The organism is Paractinoplanes durhamensis (assembly GCF_016862175.1).
In the GTDB taxonomy this organism is placed as follows: Bacteria; Actinomycetota; Actinomycetes; order Mycobacteriales; family Micromonosporaceae; genus Actinoplanes; species Actinoplanes durhamensis.
This window is the reverse complement of record NZ_BOML01000013.1, coordinates 223,238-238,599: the sequence shown is the minus strand read 5'-3', so window position 1 is coordinate 238,599 and position 15,362 is coordinate 223,238. Positions and strand designations below refer to the sequence as shown.

The 15,362-nt window shown below is 70.7% G+C and carries 15 protein-coding genes and 1 pseudogene; 6 read left to right on the top strand and 10 right to left on the bottom strand.

Annotated elements, in window-relative coordinates; translation table 11 throughout:
• Nucleotides 1-164: 164 nt before the first annotated feature.
• The 3 genes from Adu01nite_RS07810 to Adu01nite_RS07800 all read left to right on the top strand — a co-directional run bounded on the left by Adu01nite_RS07810 (nt 165) and on the right by Adu01nite_RS07800 (nt 2,725).
• On the top strand, nt 165-455 hold the full coding sequence (locus tag Adu01nite_RS07810; protein WP_203725847.1) for a hypothetical protein: 291 nt from the start codon (nt 165-167) through the stop codon (nt 453-455).
• A 20-nt stretch (nt 456-475) separates the two neighbouring features.
• Complete coding sequence (locus Adu01nite_RS07805) at nt 476-1,447, top strand: Acg family FMN-binding oxidoreductase (RefSeq protein WP_203725846.1); 972 nt, start codon at nt 476-478, stop codon at nt 1,445-1,447.
• Nucleotides 1,448-1,552: 105 nt separating this feature from the next.
• Nucleotides 1,553-2,725: a hypothetical protein gene (locus Adu01nite_RS07800; RefSeq protein WP_203725845.1), complete on the top strand. Its 1,173-nt coding sequence runs from the start codon at nt 1,553-1,555 to the stop codon at nt 2,723-2,725.
• A 91-nt stretch (nt 2,726-2,816) separates the two neighbouring features.
• Here the strand turns inward: Adu01nite_RS07800 and Adu01nite_RS07795 are convergent, their stop codons facing one another.
• Nucleotides 2,817-3,281, bottom strand: coding sequence for a GyrI-like domain-containing protein (locus tag Adu01nite_RS07795; RefSeq protein WP_203725844.1), 465 nt, complete (start codon nt 3,279-3,281; stop codon nt 2,817-2,819).
• Nucleotides 3,282-3,479: 198 nt separating this feature from the next.
• Here Adu01nite_RS07795 and Adu01nite_RS07790 point away from each other — a divergent pair, with 198 nt between their 5' ends.
• The 3 genes from Adu01nite_RS07790 to Adu01nite_RS47640 all read left to right on the top strand — a co-directional run bounded on the left by Adu01nite_RS07790 (nt 3,480) and on the right by Adu01nite_RS47640 (nt 5,864).
• Nucleotides 3,480-4,658: a N(5)-(carboxyethyl)ornithine synthase gene (locus Adu01nite_RS07790; RefSeq protein WP_203725843.1), complete on the top strand. Its 1,179-nt coding sequence runs from the start codon at nt 3,480-3,482 to the stop codon at nt 4,656-4,658.
• A 70-nt stretch (nt 4,659-4,728) separates the two neighbouring features.
• Nucleotides 4,729-5,178 (top strand): SRPBCC family protein, encoded by a 450-nt coding sequence (locus Adu01nite_RS07785; protein WP_203725842.1) that lies wholly within the window; start codon nt 4,729-4,731, stop codon nt 5,176-5,178.
• Between the two features lie 32 nt (nt 5,179-5,210).
• On the top strand, nt 5,211-5,864 hold the full coding sequence (locus Adu01nite_RS47640) for a hypothetical protein (protein ID WP_239132217.1): 654 nt from the start codon (nt 5,211-5,213) through the stop codon (nt 5,862-5,864).
• 171 nt (nt 5,865-6,035) lie between these two features.
• On the opposite strand, the pseudogene Adu01nite_RS48845 reads toward Adu01nite_RS47640, so the two are convergent.
• From Adu01nite_RS48845 to Adu01nite_RS07740, 9 genes and pseudogenes are all read right to left on the bottom strand, one after another.
• Nucleotides 6,036-6,320 (bottom strand): annotated as a pseudogene (locus Adu01nite_RS48845) (GNAT family N-acetyltransferase); the annotation flags it as partial.
• Between the two features lie 381 nt (nt 6,321-6,701).
• Nucleotides 6,702-8,348 carry an ABC transporter permease gene (locus Adu01nite_RS07775; protein ID WP_203725840.1) on the bottom strand — a complete coding sequence of 549 codons (1,647 nt, stop codon included), beginning with the start codon at nt 8,346-8,348 and terminating at the stop codon, nt 6,702-6,704.
• Nucleotides 8,338-9,249, bottom strand: a complete 912-nt coding sequence (locus Adu01nite_RS07770; RefSeq protein ID WP_203725839.1) for an ABC transporter ATP-binding protein — start codon at nt 9,247-9,249, stop codon at nt 8,338-8,340. The genes Adu01nite_RS07775 and Adu01nite_RS07770 overlap by 11 nt, the downstream gene beginning before the upstream one ends.
• A 184-nt stretch (nt 9,250-9,433) precedes the next feature.
• The gene (locus tag Adu01nite_RS07765; protein ID WP_203725838.1) at nt 9,434-10,024 is read right to left on the bottom strand and encodes a hypothetical protein; all 591 of its coding nucleotides are present in this window, start codon (nt 10,022-10,024) and stop codon (nt 9,434-9,436) included.
• A 73-nt stretch (nt 10,025-10,097) separates the two neighbouring features.
• Nucleotides 10,098-10,988 (bottom strand): universal stress protein, encoded by an 891-nt coding sequence (locus tag Adu01nite_RS07760; RefSeq protein ID WP_203725837.1) that lies wholly within the window; start codon nt 10,986-10,988, stop codon nt 10,098-10,100.
• Between the two features lie 23 nt (nt 10,989-11,011).
• Nucleotides 11,012-11,209 (bottom strand): DUF1918 domain-containing protein, encoded by a 198-nt coding sequence (locus Adu01nite_RS07755; protein ID WP_203725836.1) that lies wholly within the window; start codon nt 11,207-11,209, stop codon nt 11,012-11,014.
• A gap of 130 nt (nt 11,210-11,339) precedes the next feature.
• Nucleotides 11,340-12,149, bottom strand: a complete 810-nt coding sequence (locus tag Adu01nite_RS07750) for a universal stress protein (protein WP_203725835.1) — start codon at nt 12,147-12,149, stop codon at nt 11,340-11,342.
• Nucleotides 12,150-12,273: 124 nt separating this feature from the next.
• A complete protein-coding gene (locus Adu01nite_RS07745) occupies nt 12,274-13,776 on the bottom strand; it encodes a long-chain-fatty-acid--CoA ligase (protein WP_203725834.1) in 1,503 nt (500 codons plus the stop codon).
• Entirely contained in the window at nt 13,748-15,247 is a 1,500-nt protein-coding gene (locus Adu01nite_RS07740; RefSeq protein WP_203725833.1) for a WS/DGAT/MGAT family O-acyltransferase, read from the bottom strand. Before Adu01nite_RS07740 ends, Adu01nite_RS07745 begins: the two co-directional genes overlap by 29 nt.
• Between the last annotated feature and the right edge of the window lie 115 nt (nt 15,248-15,362).

Genomic DNA, 15,362 nt, shown 5'->3' with positions numbered 1-15,362 from the left:
GGGAGCGCTCCCACAATGCCCGCTGCCGCGTCGATGCGCCAGGGGCCTTCGGTCCTGTTCGGAGGCCGGCACCGGATGCAACGACCACCCGGAAGCATCATGGGTCAGAGGGCTCTGTCGATCGGGACCTCCGCGGACGACCATGGTCTCAGGAGGTGAAGACCATGTTGTTCTTGTTGCTGTTCTGGTCGGTGGTCCTGTTGATCGTCGCGTTTGCCGTTTGGCCGATCATCGACAAGTCCCTGGTAGATACCGGAGCGTCCGGAAAAGCCGCGCCCGACAAGGCGCCGGCCGGTGAGGCGGAACCGGGGAGCCTCGAAGGCGTCCTGGTGTCCCAGCTCGGTGCCGGGGTGATCACCCGTGGTCAGTACATGCGGGCCATGGAAGGCATCGCGGCCCGAGATGACGAGCGTCACCCGCTGACCGTCCCGCCGGACACCGGGTCACCGGCCTGAGCACCGACGGGAGGTCGGCGATGCGCAAAACTGTGGAGCGGCCGCTCCGGCGGGTTCTGACCGATTGCGTACGCCTGGCAACCGCGGCCCCCTCGTTGCACAACAGCCAGCCGTGGCGGTTCGGCATTCGCGGCATGGAGGTCGACGTGTACGCCGACCCCGGCCGCCGGCTGCGCGTGCTGGATCCGACCGGCCGGGAACAGCTGATCAGCGTCGGCGCGGCCCTTCTCAACCTGCGCCTGGCCATCCGGCGGGCCGGATATCGGTGCGACTTCGACCTCTTCCCGGAACCGGAGCAGGGAGATCTGGTGGCGCGCGTGACCGTCGGCCATCCGGCGCGGCCGAGCCCGATCGTCACCACGCTTGCCGGGGCGATCGAACGACGGCACACCAATCGGTTCCCGTTCGCCGGTGCCCCGGTGCCGGACGATGTCCTCGACGAACTGAGGGTGGCCGCCCGCCGGGAGGGCGCTTTCCTGGCAGTGGCCCACCCGGCGGCCCGCAAGGCGATCCTCACGATGGCCCGGTCGGCGGATCGCTTACTGCGTCATCACCCCGGCTACCAGCCCGAACTGGCGCGATGGACCGGTCCCGGCGACGACGGCGTCCCGCCCTGGGCGGCCGGCCCGGCGGACCCGCTCGCTACCGTGCCGCTCCGTGACTTCGCCGAGCGGGCGGCGGGGCCGCGGCAACGGGTGAAGTTCGAGCCGAACCCGAGCATCCTGCTCCTGGCGACCCGCAGCGATCACTGGCCCGACTGGGTCCGGTCCGGGCAGGCCCTCCAGCGGGTGTTGCTGACCGCGACGTCGCACTATCTCGCCACCATGCCGATCAGTCAGCCGGTCGAGATCCCCGACCTGCGGCGCAGGCTGCTCGCGCCCTCGTCGGGGTTGCACGTCCAGATGCTCCTGCGGATCGGCTACGCGGATCCGGCCTTCGCCACGCCACGCCGGCCCGTCGCCGACGTCCTGCTGTCGCGGGCCGGCCGCTGAGGCCATTCGTAAGGTGCAGCTCCGACATCCGGCTCTTCCCGCGGATGGGTGGGCCGTGGACGGTGGAGATGGGCCGCCGTTTCCACGGCCTCGAGGAGGTGTGTCATGTCCGAACGACCCACCGAGCAGTTCCCGCCCGTACGTGAACCGCCCGTGAACCACCGACGTGCCTGGCGATATGTTCTGGTCGCCGCGGTGACCGTTCTGGTGCTTCTCCTGCCGGTCGCCGCCTATCTGATTCTGCGCGACGACGACGGAGGGGCACCGGCTCCGGGGGATGCGGCGCCGTCCGCCGTGCCCGTTCCGTCCGTCTCGACCTCATCATCGGTACCCTCGTCTCCCGCCACCACGGTTCCCGACGGGCGGATCTCGCTGGAGACGCTGAAGAACTCCACGCTGACCATTCCGGCGTGGCCCGCCGACAACGTGCAGGGGCCGTCGGGGCGGCTGCGCTTCCGTGACGGAGTGGTGCGAATCTCCGCGCCCGGGCCGGCGGAACAGGGCAGACCGCCGACCGGAACGGAGATCGTCCTGTTAGGAGCGGTCTACGGTGACGTCGACCGGGACGGCGCGACGGAGACGGTCGCCGAGTTCGTCTGTGCGATCGAGGGCGGAAGCAAGCAGCTCGTCGCGTTCGACCGGGACTCCGCCGGCCACATCGTCACCGTCGGCCGGGTGGTCGCCACGACCGGGGAGATCCGCGACCTCCAGGACGGCAGTGTCCGGGTCGGTGCCGGCGGCGTGATCACCGTGCGGCTCGGCGATTACCAGCGTTGCTGCGACGACCAGACGCCCCAGCTCTGGCAGGAGCGCGGATACCAGCGTTCCGGCGACCGGTTCGTGCAGGTGAGCGGTCCCACGCGGATGGGCGCGAACCCGCACGTCACGGAGACGTCGGTCACCGCGGGGGAGCTGGTGCTCGGCCCGGTGACGGGCGGCTACCGGTACGGCACCACGACCGTCACCGTCCGGCATGGCTGGGGTACGCCACCCCGGCAGATCCTGCTGCACTTCTACCCGGGCGCCGGCCTCGAGCCGGCCGGTTCGGCGTGGCCACCGATCATCACCTCGCGATCGGAGACCGGTTTCCAGGTGAGTGTCGCCCCGCCGTCGGCGAGCGGCGTCGCCCGGTACACGTTCGCGTTCCGCCTTCCCCCGGCGGTTTCCCGCAGCACCCTGGAGGTCGAGGTCAGTGGCGCCACCGCGGTCGGCACCGCGTTGAGCGAGGCGAACCCGTTCAACAACGGCACTGCCGTGACCGTACGGACCGCGGATTGATCGACTGACGTGCGGCTGCCGTCCGGACCGGCCGCCGGCGGCCGCACGCTTCCGCCGAGGAAACATCACGAGGTGCGGCGAAACGATGGCCTCATCCGGTCCGGTACGGCGTCACCACTTCGGTACTCCAGTTGACCGGCGCCGGTTGCGCGCCGGGGTTCGTGTAGTAGACCTCCCAGTGCGGCTCCGCGGCTTCGAGATTCTTCTCCTTCAACCAGTCGGCGACGGCCTGACGGGCGAGACCGAGATCGTCGTGATTGCCGAAATGGATGGTGACCGCCGCCGGTCCGCCGGGGAGCCGCGACGGGGTGACCCGCCCGCTGCCGGGAACCGGCGTCAGGACCGGGTAACCGGCCTCCACCGTGACGGCGTCCGCGTGGACGGCGAACCGAGCGAACGGCGGTCCCTCCGCCCGGATGCCGTGGTCGGTCAGGAAGCGCTGGACCTGGTCGTAGGTTCCGGCGAGCCATGCGGGAAGCTGAGCGGCCGGAATGCTGGCCCGGATGACCACGGTGGCCTGGGCCGTCAGGGTACGACTTTCGATCTGGTAGGACATGCTTCACCTCCGCCTCGCTGACGACGATGGTCCGTCCACCAGGGACGTGCCAGGGTCTTTCGGTCCTGTCCGGAGCGGGAGCGGGTAGCGGCGGGATGCCCGCCGGACTTGGTCCCCACCGGCGAGGACATTCGCCTCTGGCTGCCCTGGTGGCCGGTGACTCACCGTGGAGTCAGGACTCCGTACCGAGGAGGGCACATGGATCAGCTCAGCGTCGCGGTTCTGTCGCACTCACGCAAGGAGCATGAGCGGCGGCTGCCGATCCATCCCCGGCACCTCGAGCGCATCGATGCCGACCTGCGCGGGAGCGTCTTTCTGGAACGCGGCTACGGGGAAGATTTCGGCATGTCCGACGAGCAGCTCGCGCCGCACGTCGGCGGTCTGCTTTCCCGTTCGCGGCTGATCGCCCGGTGCGACGTCGTGCTGCTGCCCAAGCCGGTACCGCAGGATCTCGCCGAGCTGCGGGAGGGGCAGATCCTGTGGGGCTGGCCGCATTGTGTGCAGGGCACGGAGATCACGCAGTTGGCCATCGACCGTCGCTTGACGCTGATCGCCTTCGAAGCGATGAACCACTGGTCGCACGACGGCGAGTTCAATCTGCACGTCTTCCACAAGAACAACGAACTCGCCGGCTACTGCTCGGTGCTGCACGCGCTCGAACTCGTCGGGACCACCGGCGACTACGGGCGCCATCTGCGGGCCGCTGTCATCGGGTTCGGCGCCACCGGCCGCGGCGCGGTCACCGCCCTCAACGCGCACGGAGTGCTCGACGTCGACGTGGTCACCCACCGCGGCATCGCCGCCGTGGCCTCGCCGATCCACTCGACGCGGATCGTGCACTTCGAGCCCGGGTTCGGCCGTCCCGGCCGGTGCACGGTGCTCACCGACACCGGTCCGGTGCCGATGGCGACCTTCCTGGCCGCCCACGACATCGTCGTGAACTGCGTGCTGCAGAACGTCGACCGGCCGCTGACCTTCCTCACCCACGACGACCTTGCCGCGTTCTCGCCCGGCGACCTCATCGTCGACGTCTCCTGCGACGAAGGGATGGGGTTCGGCTGGGCACGGCCGACGTCGTTCGCCCGGCCGATGCTGACCGTGGGTCGCGGCGTCCACTACTACGCCGTCGATCACAGCCCGTCCTACCTCTGGAACTCGGCGACCTGGGAGATCAGCGAGGCTCTGTTGCCCTACCTGCGGCCGGTGCTCGGCGGTCCAAAGGCGTGGGGTGCCGATGAGACCCTCCGGCGGGCCGTCGAGATCCAGGACGGGATGGTCCGGAATCCGAGCATCCTCGCGCACCAATGCCGCTCGCCCGAGTACCCGCACCCGATCCGCCCGGCGTCGGGCAACGGCCGGGACGTGGCAGCGGCCTGACCGCGGGTGCCGGCCTACACCAGGCCCCGGCGACGTCGGGGCAACGACAACTGTGCGGGAGGCAACCGCCATGGCGCAGATCAACGGTGAGGTACTCATTCGCCGCCCGGCCGAGGAGGTCTTCGATTTTGTCGCCGACGAGCGCAACGAGTCCATGTACAACCCGGCCATGGTCGACGTCGAGAAGATCACCGAGGGGCCGATCGGTCTCGGCACCCGTTTCGCCGCGACCATGATCACCAATCGTCGGCCGCTGCGCATCGAGATCGAGTACACCGGGTTCGACCGGCCGCGAAGCCTCACATCCATGAGTTGCATGGCGGCGGCCGACTTTGCCGGCACGCTGACCGTCACCCCCGAGGCGGACGGCACACATCTGCGATGGTCCTGGCAGATGCGTCCGAAGGGAGCACTGCGGCTTTTGGCCCCGCTGCTCGAACCGGTCGGGGCTCGCCGGGAACGAGCGGTGTGGGCACGCCTGCGGGACTTCCTGGAGGCCGGCGGAGCCGAGCTCCGATGACTGCCGCCACCAGGATGGGCATCGGGTCGGCCATGGCCACGGCGCTGGCCGGTCTCGTGGCCGCGATCGTCAGCGTGACCACGCCGCCCCGATCGGGGCCGTTCTGCACCGCCGGCTGTGTGACCTACCCGTATACCGACGTGGTCGCCTTCGCGCCTCGCGACTACTGGTGGCTCTACCCGCAATCGTTGTTCGTGCTTCTCGGCCTTGCGCTGATCGTGTGCGTGCACACGGCGGCGGCGCCTTCGGTGCGGACGTTCAGTGGTATCGCGGTCGCCCTCGCCGGTGTGTCAGCGACGGCATTGCTGGCGGACTACGTCACCCAGCTGACGGTGGTGCTTCCCAGCCTGCACCGCGGCGAGACCGCCGGCCTGTCGCTCCTCTCGCAATACAATCCGCACGGCATTTTCGTCGGTCTGGAGAACCTGGGCTATCTGCTGCTCGGCCTTGCCCTGCTGGTTGTCGCGGCGGCGTTCACCGCGCCGAACCGGCTCGAACGCGGACTGCGCCGGGTGCTCCTCGCCGGTGGCACGCTGACCGTGGTGGCGCTGCCGTCCCTCGCCCTGCGCTACGGCAGCGATCTGGAGTACCGCTTCGAGGTCGCCGCCATCACGCTCACGTGGATCACGCTCATTGCCGCCGGCGTGCTGCTCACCCGGTGGTTCGGCAGCGGAACCGACAAGTAGCCCGGCGGGCAGCGGCGTGCCCGGAGATTCACCGTCGGGGTTCGCGGTCTGCAGCCCGACGGTGAGAACGCCACCACCGTGGCCCACCCACGAGCCGGCACTGAATCCACGGGCAAGGCGAAGCATGGCGATGTTGCCGTGCAGGACGCTGCCGTTCAATTCGGCGATGCCCTGCTGCCAGGCTCGATTCGCCAGCTCGCGCAGCAGCAGTGTGCCGATGCCGCGGCGCCGGTTGGCCTCGTCGACGTAGACCGCGAATTCGGCCCTGGTCCCGGAACGGCCGCGACATTCGTACGATGCGGCACCGCGGACGCACCCGGCCTCTATCGCGATGACGGCCACGTGTCGATCGGTCCGCGGGCGGCACAGCCGGTCGACCTCGGCGGCGAGCACGACGGCGCTCGGCTGGTCGAAGAATCGCAGCCGCAGACTCTCCGGGGACGCCGTGGCGTACATCGCCGCCAGCGCCTGCTCGTCGGCCGGCTGCACCGCCCGTACAAAAACCGTGGTTGCCTTTGCTGTTTCCACCGGATGCCTCCGCTGTCCGTTCACCCGGAATGCGCGCTGAAGGTGGTTGAGCCCGGGCGGCTCGGGGGAAGGCCCCGACCCGGGCGAACAGGTCTCCGACGGTCGCCTTACGCCCGGTAGGTGATGCGGAACACCGGATAGTGGTCCGCTATCGCGCGGATGTCGTCGAGGGACGGCCGGGGGCCCAGTCCGAAGTAATAGCGTGCCTGGTCGGTGGCGGCCTGTTCGCCGCTTCGGTACCGACCGGCCCGCAGGTATACCAGGCGGCCGGCGGCCGGTAGGCCGTGCGAGCGGAATAGTCCTGCGGTTTCATGCCACATCTCCATTCCGTGGGCGTAGCCGCAGGCGCACGATCAGCAGCCCGAGGAGCGCCCACGCGGTGAGGACGGCCAGGTGGCCCCAGGCGAACCCGGTGCCGGACGCGCCGGGTTCGGTGGCGAACAGGAGAGCCTGCAGGAGATGGCGCGGCGGGAACAACGCGGCGACCGTGGTCAGCGGAACCGGCAACGGGCCATCGCCGACCACGAAGATCTCCGAGGCGAAACACAGCGGCATCAGCGTGCCGAGCGTGATCGCCACCAGTGTGCGCGCGGACGGCAGCAGGGCGGCGACCGCCAGCCCCACGGCGGTGAAACACAGGACGCCCGTGGTCAAGGTGACCAGCACCGCCGGCAGGTGCCCGAGGGGCACACGGACATCGAGGAAACCGACGGCGGCCGTGGTCAGGACGGTGGCCGCGGCCAGCGCGGTCAGCAGCGCGGCGGAGATCCGGCCGGTGAGGTACCAGCGCATCCGCAGAGGCGTGCCGCGCAGGCGCTTGAGCACACCGGCCGAGCGGGCGGCCACCACCTGCTCGGGCAGGTTGACATAGCCGGCCACGCCGGCCGTGTACGCCAGCATTCCGGCGAACAGATACTGGGCCATGGCGAGGCCGTGGACCCGCGCGTCGCCGAACACCGCCGGGAACAGCACCAGCAGCAGCCCGGGGAAGACGACGGTGAAGAAGACCGCGAGGGGCTCGCGCCGCAGGCCCAGCAGCGCGTACCGAATCTGACCCCACACCTGCACGAACGCCGTCGGGGCGGAACCATCGGACGGCGCCGACAGGTGCGCCGGCGCCGGCGCCGGTGCCGCCCCGGTCGAGGCCGGATTTGACGTCGCCCGCGGTTCCCAGCCGAAGCGCCGTCCGGCGATGACGATGCCGGCCGCCGTCCACGCCACGAGGACGGCAAGATGGCCAGGCCGGAAGCCGCTGCCCGCACCGGGTTCGAAGGTGGCGGACATGGCTCGGGCGAAATGCTTGAGGGGGAGGACCGATCCGGTCACGTCCAGCCAGCGGGGCAGGTCGGCGCCGACGATGAAGACGTCCGAGATGAACGCCAGCGGGATCAGGACGGCCTGGGCGACCGCCTGCACGGTGCGTGCTGTCCGGACGCAGGCGGCCAGAGCAAGCCCCAGCGACGCGCAGCAGCAGATGCCGAGAGTGAGCGTGACCAACAGAGCAGGCACCTTGGACCAGAAGACCTGAACGTCGTAGGCGAGCACACCGACCGCCGTCAGCAGAGCGACCGCCATCCCGGAGATGACCACCGAGGCACCGACCCGGGCACCGACGACGGTCCATGCCGGCAGCGGAGCGGCGCGCTGCCGCAGCAGGACGCCGTTCTCCCGCAGCGCGGCGGTATCCGCGGCCAGGATGGTGAACGAGGCCGACGCCACCCCGAAGACCGCAAACGGTGAAACCAGGTACTGCACGACGCGTACCCCGTTCTCCGCCTCCTGATTTCCGACGATCGTGGACACGATGACCAGAAAAGCGAGCGGGAATGCGAGCGTGAAGAAGACGGCGGCCGGATTCCGCACGAACGCCTGCAACGCGTGACGGGTCAGCAGCGGAAGCGTCCGGATCCGGGCGCTCGCGGGCGGGTGCACCACGGCCGGAACCTCAATGGCCATCGCCGCGCTCCTCGGTGAGGGCGAGGTAGACGTCCTCCAGGCTGGGCGGGGTGACCGCGAAGCGCTCCAGGGTGACGTCGCGGGCGGCGGCCCAGGCGGTCAGTCGCCAGACGTCCGGCACCGTCGCGTGTGTTTCGAGACGCAGGCCGTCATCGGCCGGCCGCAGTTGCGTGCTCATCGGGGGCAGATCGCCGAGGACGTACCCCGCCGGAAGCCGGAAGGTGACCACCGTCGGCAGGTCGCTCGCGGTGCGCAGGGCCCCGGGCGTGCCGGTGATCAGCAACCGGCCGGCGCGCAGGACGCCGACCCGGTCGGCCAGGCGTTCGGCCTCCTCGAGGTAGTGCGTGGTCAACAGGATCGTCGTGCCGAGGTCGCGCAGGCCGGCCACGAGGTCCCAGGCATGGTGGCGGGCGGAGGGGTCGAAGCCGGTGGTCGGTTCGTCCAGGAACAGCAGGTCGGGCGCGCCGGCCAGGCCGAGGGCCAGGTCGAGCCGGCGGCGCTGGCCGCCGGAGAGGGCCTTCACCCGGGCGTTCCGCTTGTCCGCGAGGCCGACCAGGTCGATCAGCTCGTCCGGGTCGTGCCGGCGTGGGTACAGAGCGGCCTGCAGCCGGACGAGCTCGCGGACGGTGAACTCCTCCTCGAAACCGGCCGACTGCAGCACCACCCCGATCCGGGCACGATAGGCCGCTCCGCCGCTTGCCGGGTCGAAGCCCAGAACCTGCACGGTGCCCGCATCCCGCCGGCGGTACCCCTCCAGTATCTCGACGATGGTGGTCTTGCCGGCCCCGTTCGGGCCGAGGAGCGCGAAGACCTCGCCGTCGCCGACCGAGAAGGTGACGCCGTCGACGGCCCGCACCGAACCGTAGGAACGGGTGAGGTCGCGCACCGCGATGGTGTCCATACCCGCAGTTTCGGTCGTCGCGCCCGTGGGACCACAGAACCGTCCGGATGCCGCGCGTGGGACCAATGGCCCACGAGGCCGGCGGTGCGGTTCCGGCGTACCGCCGCGTGGGAAGCCCGGCTTGCGGCGAGCGCGACGGCGCCGCCCGGCCGATGGTGGCAGGGCGGCGCGGTTTGGCTGGGTCTCAGATGAGCCAGCGGTTCTTCTGCACGAAGGGGAGCGTGGCCCACCAGCGGCCGAGGCCCCAGGTGTGCCCGGCGTAGGTCAGGGCCAGGACGACTCCGGCGGCGGCGTAGATGAAGTGGTAGTCGGTGACCGGGTTCGTCGAGCCGCTGGGCTCGCCGGCGCCGGTGGTCTTGGCCAGCGGCCATTCGGCGATCCACATGAGGGCCATCATCGCGACACCGGCGCCGGCGGCGATGCGCATGCCGATACCGAGCACGAAGGCGAGGCCGATGCCGAGCAGGCCGAGCATGAACAGCCAGTTGGTCAAGCCGTCACCGGCGATGTTGTGGAAGAACGTCTGCAGCCAGCTCGGGCCGACGTCGACGCCGGAGAGGAAGCCCTTGGTGGGGGAGCCACCGTTGATCCAGGCACGGGCCGAGGGGGTGGCGTAACCCCAGCCGAAGGTCTTGTCGAAGAACGCCCACAGGAAGACGAATCCGGTGGCGATACGCAGGACGGCGAGCGCCCGGGCAGCGGTGTGGGTGAGCATGGAGCCGGGCGCCTCGACCTTTTCAAGGTGGGTGGCGGTGCCCCGGCCGGTGGTTGTCATGGTGTCCTCCTCATCGATGTCTATACCTGTGACGGTGCCTGTTCGGCGGCTGCCGCACCGCAGCCGGACTCCCCTAATAGCCGGGACCTAAGTCCCTTCCTCGTTGCGGCCGGGCGAGCAGCACCGGGCAGTCCGCGTGCTGCAGCAGCTGGTTTCCCGTCGACCCGAGCGAGGCGCCACGAAGGAATCCCGGTCCGTGACTGCCCACGACCACGAGTTGTGCCTCGGATGATGCGGCGATCAGCGCCGCGGCACTGCTCTCGCCGGTCACCAGGCACTCCGCCGGTACCTGCGGGAACTTCTCGCGCCACGGTGCGATCAGGTGTTCCAGCCGCTCGAGCCGGGGCTCGTCGGTCTCGGGCGCCGGAATGCCGCCCGCGTGGATGGCCGACACCCAGATCTGGACCGACCGGCCGAACGCCCGGAGCACGATCAGGCGGGCCGCCCGCGCGGCCGCAGCGGCGAACGCGACGCCGAGCACCTGGCCGGCGGCCTCGGAGCCGTCGACACCGGCGACCACCGGTCCGTCCGCTTGTGCCCGGCCACGGACGACCGCCACCGGGCCGGGCGCATGCTTGGCGACTCGGCCGCTGACCGAGCCGAGCCGGAGGCCGGCGAACTGGCCGCTGCCGCGGTGACCGACGACCACCAGCTCCGCATCCCGCGCCAGATCGAGCAGACGGTCGGCCGGATGCCCGACCAGAGTGTCCGCCCTGATGTCGAGATCCGGGGCGATGGCCCGGGCCCGTTCGGCAGCCAGTCCGAGCATCGCCACCGACGCCGACCAGACCCGTTCCACGTGGGTGCCCGCACCCGGTCCGTGGTCCGGCCGGGAGTGCCACTCGAGGACGTGCACGATGCGCAGCGGGCGCCGGCGGTGCCGAGCCTCCGCGGCCGCCCACTCGACGACGACGGTTCCGGACACGTCGCCGGCAGTGCCGGCGACGACAGCAGGGACGTTCATGGCCGGCTCCCTTCACACGCCGATCACTCCGGTCCGGCGGGATGCTCGACGTGTGTTTCCGGGCCGGGGAAGATGAGTCCGGTGTGTCCGTCCTCCAGCCACCGGACCTCGTAGGGCGGGGTGCCGTCGGCATGGCGCAGCGAAACCACGACACCGACCCGGGCCGGAATTCCCACCTGCGTTCCCTTGACGACGATGCGATCACCGACGTTCGCGATCATCTCTACCTCCGGTCGCTCGGCCGGCCGGTAGGCCGGCGGTTCTCGCCAGCAGCCTCGCACCGGCCACCGCAGGGGAACAGGGCCGATGTGCTCGGATCCGGGCCCGAGCAGTCGCCGCTGGGCGTGCCGGTCAGAGGGGCTCCGTGTGATGCTGCGCGAGTGGCACCACGGCGACCGGGCAGGGCGCCGCGGTGGCCAGGGTGAGCGGCACATCGCCGATCCGGGCACGATCGCCGGCGCCCCGGCGTTTGTCACCGACGACGAGCAGGCGAGCGCCGGCCGCCGAGCGGATGAGCGCGTCGTCCACCGAGCCGGTGATCACGGAACACCGGGTTCGTACGCCGGGGTGAATTCTCTTCCATGGCCGGACGGCGTCGGTGAGGAGTTGGGCATCGTCACCGGGCGGGCGTTCCGATACATGGATCGCCGCGAGAGGCAGGTGGTTCTGCTCGGCGTAGCCGAATGCCATCTCCAAGGCGCCCCGGCTTGCCGTGCTCGCGTCCACACCCGCCACGACGTACCCGGCATACAGGCTTCCGGCCGTCCCGTTGCCGGGGTGAACGACGACGACCGGGCAGTGCGCCCGCTGGACCACCTGCCGTATCGTCCGTCCGCCCCCACCGTCGCCGATGACCAGCAGTCGCACGCCCTCCGACGCGTCGACGAGCCGGTCGGACGGCGGACCCGTACAAATCTTGAGGGTCGTGCGCTCCCGGCCGAGGCGGGCTCCGACGGTCGCGTACGCGCGGGCGAGGGCCGGCTCGACGACTTCGACCTCGGCCGGTGCCGGATCGCCGGCGAAGCGGTCCAGCGGTGAACCCGGGGCGCAGACCTGCAGCAGTACGAGACGTTCACCGGTGTGCGCGGCCAGTTCGGCAGCCCAGGCCAGAGCCTGCCAGCCGCCGGCCCCGCCGACACCGGCCGCTATCGGATGTCGCATGCGGCCTACCTCCGAGGGCCTCCTGAGGGGGCGCCGTCGCGCCCCCGTGGTGTCCGTCGCGTCCACATTGCTCGCCGTCGATCGGCTCGATCAGGGCCGGACGGCCCGGGACTGCGGGCCGAGTTCAGACGAGTGCCTTCTTGACGACCTTGCCGGCGGCGGTCAGCGGCAGCGTGTCGCGGAATTCGACGAGCCGCGGGCATTTGTACGCCGCGAGCCGCTCACGGGTGTACGCGATGATCTGCCGGGCGGTCGGGAAGCAGCCGGGCCGGGGCACCACGAACGCCTTGACCTCCTGGCCCAGCCGCTCGTCCGGGATGCCGACCACGGCCGCCTCGGCGACGTCCGGATGGCGGTAGAGGACCTCCTCGACCTCGCGGGGATAGACGTTGTAACCGCCACGGATGATCAGATCCTTCTGCCGGTCCACGATGTAGAGGAAACCGTCCGTGTCCTGGTAGCCGAGGTCTCCGGTGTGGAACCAGCCACCGCGGAAGGCGTCGGCGGTCGCCGCCGCGTGCCCGCGATAGCCGTGCATCGTGTGGTAGCCGCGGGTGACCAGCTCGCCGATGTGGGCCCGGCCGGGCGGCAGCCGCCGCCCATCGGCATCCCACACCTGGACCTCCACACCCCAGACCGGTCGTCCGACGCTGTACACGCGCCGGTCCTGGGCGCTGCTGTTGAAGGTGATCGTGGCCGCTGTCTCGGTCATGCCGTAGCCCTCGAGGATGGGCACCCCGAACTGCCGCTCGAACGCATCGAGCACGTGGGCCGGGATGGCGTCCCCGCCGGAGACGCAGACTCGCAGCGACGACGTGTCATGATCACTGGTCCCGGCTGCGGCCAGCAGCGCGATGAACATGGTCGGCACGCCGTCGAACACGGTGGCGTGATCCCGCTCGATCGCGGCCAGCACCCGCTCCGCGCTGAAGCGGGGCACCAGCGACATCGCGGCGCCGAACCGCAACGCGACATTCATCGCGCTGGACATGCCGAACACATGGAAGAGGGGCAGGGCGGTGAGAACCACGTCGTCCGGCCGCACCTCGAAGAGGCGCCCGGGGATGTCCGCGTTCATGTAGAGCTGGAAGTGGGTCAGCTCGGCACCCTTCGGGACACCGGTCGTTCCGGAGGTGTAGACGATCGCCGCCGTGTCGCCCGGTTCACGGTCGCAGAGCGGGAACTGCCCGGTCACCGGCGTGGTGAGCTCGTCGAACGGACGCGCGGCGTGGTCGTCGGCGCCCACCAGGTAGAGATCGCCGAGGCCGGCTTCGGCGGCGCCCTTCGCCGCCTCGGCGACGGACCCGCTCCACGTGATCAGAGCGCGGGCGCCCGAATCCGCGAGCTGATAGGCCACCTCGGGGGCACGCAGCAGAACATTGAGCGGCACGACCGTCGCGCCGGTCTTCAGGATGCCGTAATAGGCGATCGGGAACTCCGGGATGTTGGGCAGTTGCAGGGCGATGGCGGTGCCCGGGCCGGCGCCGCGGCCGGCCAGCCCGGCCGCGACGGCGTCGGAGCGGGCGTCCAGCTCGGCGTAGGTGACGATGCCCCGGTCGGACATCAGGGCCGGCGCGTCCGGCCGGACGGTGGCGGATTCACGCAGGATCACGGCTAGATTCAGCATGTCGGCTCCCTTCCGAGCCGGAGCGGGCCCGGGCCCGTGGGCGCCGGGCGACGGCGGGCCGCGCCACGGGCTTCAACCTTGCGACCTCGTCGACCAGGGTGGTGGCGAAATCGTGGGCTTCCGGCACGGCGGAGAAGTCTGCGGTCACGCCGAACGCGGCCTGCCCGTCGTAGGTCATCACCGCGACACCGATCCGCATGCGTTCGGCGATCGGCACGTACGGCAGGATCTCCCGGATCGGACGGCCCAGGACGAACAGCGGGACCGGTGGACCGGGCACATTGGTGGTGACCGTGGCGAGCCCGCGATTCGGCAGGCTCAGGGCGGTGCGAATGACCAACGAGACCGCCGCGTACGGTTCTTGACCAGCCAGTTCGATCAACGCTATGCCGGCTTCCACCTCGTTGCGCTCGCGCAGTCCGGCGATCCGCTCGTGGACGGCACGGAGCCGTCCGGCCGGCTCGTCGATCTCCACCGGTAGGTCGAGGAGCAGTGAGGCCAGCCGGTTGTCGAGCACGTGCCGGGCATCCCGGTGACGGACGTTGACCGGCACCAGGGTGCGGATCGAGCCCGCCTCGGGCGCCTCGCCGCGGGCCAGCAGGATCTGGCGGAACGCGCCGGCCACGGCGGCGAGATAGACGTCGTTGACCGTGACCCGGTGTGCCTCGGCCACTGCCTTGATCTCGGCCAGGGGCGTGCGGGCGACGGCGTAGCGACGGGCCCGGCCCAGTGGCCCGGACAGCGACGTGGGCGGTGCGGGCAGGAATGCCTCGGCGAGAGCGACCGCCCCGCGGGCCAGCGCGCCGAGCCGGCCGACGGTTCGCGCCGGGTCCCCGGCCGCGTCCACCACCCGGCGGGCCTGCGCGAAGGGCATTCGGGCAAGGCGCCCGAGCGCGTCGAGCGTAAGATCGAGGCCGCCGGCGGCCGGCGTGGGCCGCCAGTCGTCCGGGTGCGGCCGGCCCGGGGTGGCGCCGGTGTCGCAGATCAGGCGGTACAGTTCGTTTCCGGTGACTCCGTCGATCATGCAGTGGTGCACCTTGGACAGCAGCGCCCAGCGACCGCCGTCCAGGCCTTCGATCAGCCAGTCCTCCCAGAGCGGGCGTTCGCGGTCCATCCGCTGGGACATCACCCGGCCGATGAGCGCCTCCAACGCGGCGTCGTCACCGGGCGCGGTGAGGGCGGTGCGGCGCAGGTGGAAGTCGAGGTCGAAGGACGGGTCGTCGACCCAGACCGGGCAGCCGAGATTGAACGGCACCCGGCGGACCTTCTGCCGGTAGCGGGGCACCAGCGCCAGGCGGCCACGAATCGCTTCCGCGAACTCGGCCTGGGTCGGTGCCGGGCCGTCCAGGACGGCGACCGAGGCGATCGCCAGCGAGGCGTGCGGATCGGCGTCCTCGGCGTCGAGGAACGACGCGTCCAACGGGCTCAGATACTCCATGATGCCCTCCTGGCGGTCATGCGTGACTGTCACATGCCGTCACCATCACTCGGCGTCAGTCCGCTCGCCAGGGTCGTCCGGCCCGTTCCATCGACGTCCGGCACCACCTACGTGCCGGGCCCACGTGGCGGGCCCGGACGGCGATCGG

Excerpts from the sequence above, each read along its gene's own strand:
- Adu01nite_RS07765 (WP_203725838.1), bottom strand. The coding sequence starts at position 10,024 with ATGACAACCACCGGCCGGGGCACCGCCACCCACCTTGAAAAGGTCGAG.
- Adu01nite_RS07745 (WP_203725834.1), bottom strand. The coding sequence starts at position 13,776 with ATGCTGAATCTAGCCGTGATCCTGCGTGAATCCGCCACCGTCCGGCCG.
- Adu01nite_RS07810 (WP_203725847.1), top strand. The coding sequence starts at position 165 with ATGTTGTTCTTGTTGCTGTTCTGGTCGGTGGTCCTGTTGATCGTCGCG.
- Adu01nite_RS07795 (WP_203725844.1), bottom strand. The coding sequence starts at position 3,281 with ATGTCCTACCAGATCGAAAGTCGTACCCTGACGGCCCAGGCCACCGTG.
- Adu01nite_RS47640 (WP_239132217.1), top strand. The coding sequence starts at position 5,211 with ATGGCCACGGCGCTGGCCGGTCTCGTGGCCGCGATCGTCAGCGTGACC.
- Adu01nite_RS07790 (WP_203725843.1), top strand. The coding sequence starts at position 3,480 with ATGGATCAGCTCAGCGTCGCGGTTCTGTCGCACTCACGCAAGGAGCAT.
- Adu01nite_RS07785 (WP_203725842.1), top strand. The coding sequence starts at position 4,729 with ATGGCGCAGATCAACGGTGAGGTACTCATTCGCCGCCCGGCCGAGGAG.
- Adu01nite_RS07800 (WP_203725845.1), top strand. The coding sequence starts at position 1,553 with ATGTCCGAACGACCCACCGAGCAGTTCCCGCCCGTACGTGAACCGCCC.
- Adu01nite_RS07770 (WP_203725839.1), bottom strand. The coding sequence starts at position 9,249 with ATGGACACCATCGCGGTGCGCGACCTCACCCGTTCCTACGGTTCGGTG.
- Adu01nite_RS07755 (WP_203725836.1), bottom strand. The coding sequence starts at position 11,209 with ATGATCGCGAACGTCGGTGATCGCATCGTCGTCAAGGGAACGCAGGTG.
- Adu01nite_RS07775 (WP_203725840.1), bottom strand. The coding sequence starts at position 8,348 with ATGGCCATTGAGGTTCCGGCCGTGGTGCACCCGCCCGCGAGCGCCCGG.
- Adu01nite_RS07805 (WP_203725846.1), top strand. The coding sequence starts at position 476 with ATGCGCAAAACTGTGGAGCGGCCGCTCCGGCGGGTTCTGACCGATTGC.
- Adu01nite_RS07760 (WP_203725837.1), bottom strand. The coding sequence starts at position 10,988 with ATGAACGTCCCTGCTGTCGTCGCCGGCACTGCCGGCGACGTGTCCGGA.
- Adu01nite_RS07750 (WP_203725835.1), bottom strand. The coding sequence starts at position 12,149 with ATGCGACATCCGATAGCGGCCGGTGTCGGCGGGGCCGGCGGCTGGCAG.